The organism is Rhodococcus sp. CX, assembly GCF_015865005.1.
In the GTDB taxonomy this organism is placed as follows: Bacteria; Actinomycetota; Actinomycetes; order Mycobacteriales; family Mycobacteriaceae; genus Rhodococcus.
In genome coordinates, this window is sequence record NZ_JADZGH010000041.1 from 39336 (window position 1) to 44163 (window position 4828).

At 66.5% G+C, this 4828-nt stretch carries 7 protein-coding genes; 5 read left to right on the top strand and 2 right to left on the bottom strand.

What is annotated here, in order from left to right; genetic code table 11:
* Both I0Q12_RS03930 and I0Q12_RS03935 read right to left on the bottom strand, forming a co-directional pair.
* Window positions 1-387, bottom strand: a 387-nt coding sequence (locus I0Q12_RS03930; RefSeq protein WP_231609958.1) for a GNAT family N-acetyltransferase, incomplete at its 3' end; no start/stop codon positions are given.
* The gene (locus I0Q12_RS03935; protein ID WP_197250687.1) at window positions 384-1754 is read right to left on the bottom strand and encodes a glycosyltransferase 87 family protein; all 1371 of its coding nucleotides are present in this window, start codon (window positions 1752-1754) and stop codon (window positions 384-386) included. The genes I0Q12_RS03935 and I0Q12_RS03930, both read right to left, overlap by 4 nt.
* Window positions 1755-1884: 130 nt before the next feature.
* Between I0Q12_RS03935 and rpsF the strand changes: the two genes are divergently transcribed.
* The 5 genes from rpsF to I0Q12_RS03960 all read left to right on the top strand — a co-directional run.
* The gene (rpsF, locus tag I0Q12_RS03940; RefSeq protein WP_068161222.1) at window positions 1885-2172 is read left to right on the top strand and encodes a 30S ribosomal protein S6; all 288 of its coding nucleotides are present in this window, start codon (window positions 1885-1887) and stop codon (window positions 2170-2172) included.
* 64 nt (window positions 2173-2236) lie between these two features.
* On the top strand, window positions 2237-2752 hold the full coding sequence (locus I0Q12_RS03945; RefSeq protein ID WP_197250688.1) for a single-stranded DNA-binding protein: 516 nt from the start codon (window positions 2237-2239) through the stop codon (window positions 2750-2752).
* Between the two features lie 41 nt (window positions 2753-2793).
* Window positions 2794-3036, top strand: a complete 243-nt coding sequence (gene rpsR / locus I0Q12_RS03950; RefSeq protein ID WP_197250689.1) for a 30S ribosomal protein S18 — start codon at window positions 2794-2796, stop codon at window positions 3034-3036.
* Window positions 3037-3052: 16 nt separating this feature from the next.
* Window positions 3053-3508, top strand: coding sequence for a 50S ribosomal protein L9 (gene rplI, locus I0Q12_RS03955; RefSeq protein WP_197250690.1), 456 nt, complete (start codon window positions 3053-3055; stop codon window positions 3506-3508).
* A 446-nt stretch (window positions 3509-3954) separates the two neighbouring features.
* A partial coding sequence (locus tag I0Q12_RS03960; protein WP_307846014.1) for a DnaB-like helicase N-terminal domain-containing protein occupies window positions 3955-4828 on the top strand: 874 nt, incomplete at its 3' end.

The following is a 4828-nucleotide window of genomic DNA, read 5'->3' on the forward strand; positions in this document are numbered from 1 at the left end:
CGCGCCGAGCTCCTCGAAGGCGCGGCGGAGCAACAGCAGTTTCGATTCCGCATTGACGCCGGTGCCCTGGGCGGCGCGCGACAGCCACGTGTAGCCGATGACGAGTTTCCGGTGGGCGGGGTCGATCCCGTAGTAGGAGGTGGTGCCCACGACCGAATTCGTGCGGATGTCGACGATCGCGTACGGCAGGCGATCGGAGTCGTCGAGCGCGGCGCGCACGAATGCTTCGGCGTCGGCGAGTTCCTCGATGATCACCGACGTCCACCGGAAGATCGCCTCGGCGTCGTCGACGGCAGCCAGCAATCCCGGCGCATGCTCCATGGTGAGCGGCTCGAGGCGGACGAGGGTGCCTTCCAGAGTGGGTTGCCGGTACCAGGATTCGCTCATCGGGCACGTCCAGCGGTCGTCATCGGCCTGGTCCTTTCGGGAGCCGGGGCGGGGGCACGCATCCGCAGGGGTGCGCGCGCGAACACGACGAAGAGTACGACCAGCAGGATCGCGCGTCCCCACACGCCCACCTGGGTGAGCAGCATCGCCGTGGTCATGTCGCGCTGACCGGCGGTGGCGGCGAACCAGAGGAAGACGCCGACGCCGATCGCGACGTCGGCGACCAGGTACGCGGCGACGAGCGACCACCGGACGCGCACGAGCACCAGCAGGGGCAGCAACCACAGCGTGTACTGCGGGGAATGCACCTTGTGCAGCAGCAGGAACCCGCACAGCATCGCCGCACCGATCGCGATCCACGGGTACGTGCCCTCGCGCCGGTAGCGACGCCAGCCGATCGCCAGGGCCACCGCGAAGGACACGCAGATCAGCAACGGCGACAGGACGGAGACGAGACCGTTGTAGGCGGGGGTGACCTCGGTGCCCTCGTAGCCGCCCAGCAGCGGGCGCAGTCCCCAGAACCAGATCGAGTTGCTCGTCGAATCGGCCGCGCGGTTGCTCTGGAACTCGAAGGACGCGCGCCAGCCCGGGTAGCCGAGCAACGCGAACGGCAGGTTGACGGCGACGACGGTCGCGGCACCCGCGGCTGCCACCGCTACGGCGCCGCGCACGTCGAAGCGAGCAGCCGCTCCGGCGCGGTCGGCCGGGTCCCGATCCGTGCGGTCACCGCGGGTCAGGACATAGGCGACGAGTGTCAGCAGGAAGATCCCGGGATAGAGCTTCAGGCAGCAGCCGATGCCGAGCAGCACCGCGGCGAGCACCCCGCGGGTACGCAGCGACCAGCGTCGGGTGGCGACGATCGCGATCGCGCCCACCGTCGTCGCGACGACGGGCAGGTCCCAGTTGTGGAACGCGTACAGCACGAGCGGGGGCGTCGCCGACCAGAGCAGCGCGGCCCAGCCGGCGAGCCGGCCCAGCATCCACGCGGTGAGCAGACCGAACGGTGCCAGCAGCAGCGCCGACCAGAACAGGAATTCCGCATCGGTGTGGGCGGGGACGGCCCCGAGCCACATCAGCACACCGCTGAGCACGGGATATTCGACGGTGCCGCCGACGAGGTGGCCGGTGGCGGTGATGGCGCCGTCGAGGAACGGGAAGCGATGCAGGTTGATGTCCCGTCCGATCCACAGTTGCTGGATGTCGGAGTAGCAGACGTCGGCATCCTTGACCGATTCGAAACGCAGAGTGCGGCCGAGCTCGTCGAAACGCGGTCCGGCGCAACGTGCCTTGTTGAGGTAGCCGAGGACGAGCGTGACCGCGCACAGCAGGACGGCGACGAGCGCGGGGATCCGGGTGCTCGTGCGCATGTTCCTCACCCTAGGTGAATTTCGCTGGTCAAGGCGTGGTCATGTACCCTTCTTGGGTTGCTGACGCAACGACCCTCCTGTCACGGATCGTCCGTGACCGTTCACAGTCCATGGGAGGTGATGAGGTCTTATGCGTCATTACGAATTGATGATCATCCTGGACCCCAGCCTGGATGAGCGCACTGTCGCTCCCTCGCTGGAGACGTTCCTCAACGTGATCCGCCAGGAAGGCGGCAAGGTCGACAAGGTCGACGTGTGGGGTAAGCGTCGTCTCGCATACGAGATCGCCAAGAACAGCGAAGGCATCTACGCGGTGATCGACATCAGCGCGACGCCTGCTGCCGTTGCGGAGCTGGATCGCCAGCTCGGCCTGAACGAGTCGGTGCTCCGCACCAAGGTTCTGCGCAACGACAAGTGATCCTGTCGGCGCCTGACCGTAGGCTCGGGCGCATCAGGACTCCACACACAGCAGGAGGAACCACATGGCAGGCGACACCGTCATCACCGTGGTCGGCAATCTGACCGCCGATCCCGAACTGCGTTTCACCCCGGCGGGTGCCGCGGTCGCGAACTTCACCGTCGCGTCCACGCCCCGCGTATTCGACCGTCAGTCCAACGAATGGAAGGACGGCGAGGCTCTGTTCCTGCGCTGCAACATCTGGCGTGAGGCAGCGGAGAACGTGGCCGAGAGCTTGACCCGTGGCTCGCGCGTGATCGTGCAGGGCCGGCTCAAGCAGCGCAGCTACGAGACGCGTGAAGGCGAGAAGCGCACTGTCGTGGAGCTCGAGGTCGACGAGATCGGCCCCTCGCTCCGCTACGCGACGGCCAAGGTCACCAAGGCCGGCCGTGGTGGCGGCGGTGGCTTCGGTGGTTCCTCCGCAGGATCGGGCGGCGGGCGCGCAAGCGCCGGCGCGAGCACCGGTGGCGACGACCCGTGGGGCAGCGCTCCGCAGGCCGGCTCGTTCGGTGGTCCCGGGGACGACGAGCCCCCGTTCTGATCCGACCTCGATCGGAACATCCAGAAATACGGAGAAAGACCATGCCTAAGGCGCCTGCGCGCGACAAGGTTTTGAAGAAGAAGGTCTGCACCTTCTGCAAGGAAAAGAACGTGCAGATCGACTACAAGGACACGACGCTGCTGCGTAAGTACGTCAGCGACCGCGGCAAGATCCGCGCTCGCCGCGTCACCGGCAACTGCGTGCAGCACCAGCGCGACATCGCTGTTGCTGTGAAGAACTCTCGTGAGGTCGCCCTGCTTCCTTACGTTTCGACGGCTCGCTGAGGAAAGGGAGGAACCGATGAAGCTCATTCTGACTGCTGACGTGGACAACCTCGGTGCGCCTGGCGACACCGTCGAGGTCAAGGACGGCTACGGCCGCAACTACCTGCTGCCCCGCGGCCTGGCGATCGTCGCCACCCGTGGTGCCCAGAAGCAGGTCGAGGGCATCCGCCGTGCCCAGGAAGCGCGCGCCGTGCGCGGCCTGGATCACGCCAAGGAGCTCAAGGAGACCATCGAGGGTCTCGAGAGCGTCTCGCTGAGCGTCAAGACCGCCGGCGACTCGGGCAAGCTGTTCGGCTCGGTCACCGCCGCCGACGTTGCCGGTGCCATCAAGGCTGCCGGTGGCCCGGTCGTCGACAAGCGCATCATCGAGCTGCCCAAGGCTCACATCAAGGCGACCGGCAAGCACGCCGTCGTCGTGAAGCTGCACCCGGACGTCACCGCGAAGTTCACCCTGAACGTCGTCGGCGCCTGATTCCGGCTCCCGAAGAGCCCCACGCACCAAGTGCGTGGGGCTCTTCGTCGTCTATCCACAACCCTGTGGATAGACATGCTCCGATGTGACCTACGGCATATCGTTTCGGGAACGAAGCAGCGAACACGCCCGGTGTGCGACACGCCGAAATCGTCGTTGTACACAGTTGTGAAAAGCGATTTTGGGCCGATGACCTGGTCGTATCCCAAGTGTGAGATGTGTTGTCCCCAGTTTTTCCACAGGAGGTGCACAAGCGTGTCCTCCCCTTTCCACATTTCATCCACAGATATGTGCACAACCCGATTTGGATCGGCGCGTCGGAGTCCCTAACGTCGAGCGAGCCTGCACGCTGAATGTCGGTGGGGGCGAGTAGAACGTGTGTACGGACATACGCGTCGACCACGCCCTACCGAACGTGGAACGCGGATGGGGAAGGATGGCATCGCGTGGCTGTTGTGGACGATCGAGGCCATTCCGACTACAACGAACCCCCGGAAGAACCGGGCGGCGACTTCGGTCGGCAGCCTCCCCAGGACATGGTCGCGGAGCAGTCGGTGCTCGGCGGCATGTTGCTCAGCAAGGACGCCATCGCAGACGTCCTCGAGGTGCTGCGGCCCGGCGACTTCTACCGGCCCGCCCACCAGGTCGTCTACGACTCGATCCTCGACCTCTACAGCCGCGGTGAACCGGCCGACCCGGTGACCGTGTCCGCCGAACTCGACCGCCGCGGCGAACTCAAGCGCATCGGCGGCGCCGCCTACCTGGTGACACTGACCCAGACGGTGCCCACGGCCGCCAACGCCGGCTACTACGCCGAGATCGTCGCCGAGAAGGCAGTGCTGCGCCGCCTCGTCGAGGCGGGCACCCGCATCGTCCAGTACGGCTACGCCGGCGCCGAAGGACAGGACGTCGCCGAGGTCGTCGACCGCGCCCAGGCCGAGATCTTCGACGTCGCCGAGCGACGCACCACCGAGGACTTCGTTCCCCTCGAGGAACTGCTGCAGCCGACGATGGACGAGATCGACTCCATCGCCAGCCGCGGCGGCATCTCCCTCGGTGTCCCCACCGGATTCGCCGAACTCGACGAACTCACCAATGGCCTGCACGCCGGGCAGATGATCATCGTCGCCGCGCGCCCCGGTGTCGGTAAGGCGCTCGCGCTGGACACTCCCCTGCCCACCCCCACCGGGTGGACCACGATGGGCGAGGTCGCGGTGGGCGATCTGTTGCTCGACGCCCACGGCGCGCCGACACGCGTCGTCGCCGCGACGCCGGTCATGACCGGCCGTCCCTGCTACGAGATCGAATTCTCCGACGGCA

Excerpts from the sequence above, each read along its gene's own strand:
- I0Q12_RS03935 (WP_197250687.1), bottom strand. The coding sequence starts at position 1,754 with ATGCGCACGAGCACCCGGATCCCCGCGCTCGTCGCCGTCCTGCTGTGC.
- rpsF (WP_068161222.1), top strand. The coding sequence starts at position 1,885 with ATGCGTCATTACGAATTGATGATCATCCTGGACCCCAGCCTGGATGAG.
- I0Q12_RS03945 (WP_197250688.1), top strand. The coding sequence starts at position 2,237 with ATGGCAGGCGACACCGTCATCACCGTGGTCGGCAATCTGACCGCCGAT.
- rpsR (WP_197250689.1), top strand. The coding sequence starts at position 2,794 with ATGCCTAAGGCGCCTGCGCGCGACAAGGTTTTGAAGAAGAAGGTCTGC.
- rplI (WP_197250690.1), top strand. The coding sequence starts at position 3,053 with ATGAAGCTCATTCTGACTGCTGACGTGGACAACCTCGGTGCGCCTGGC.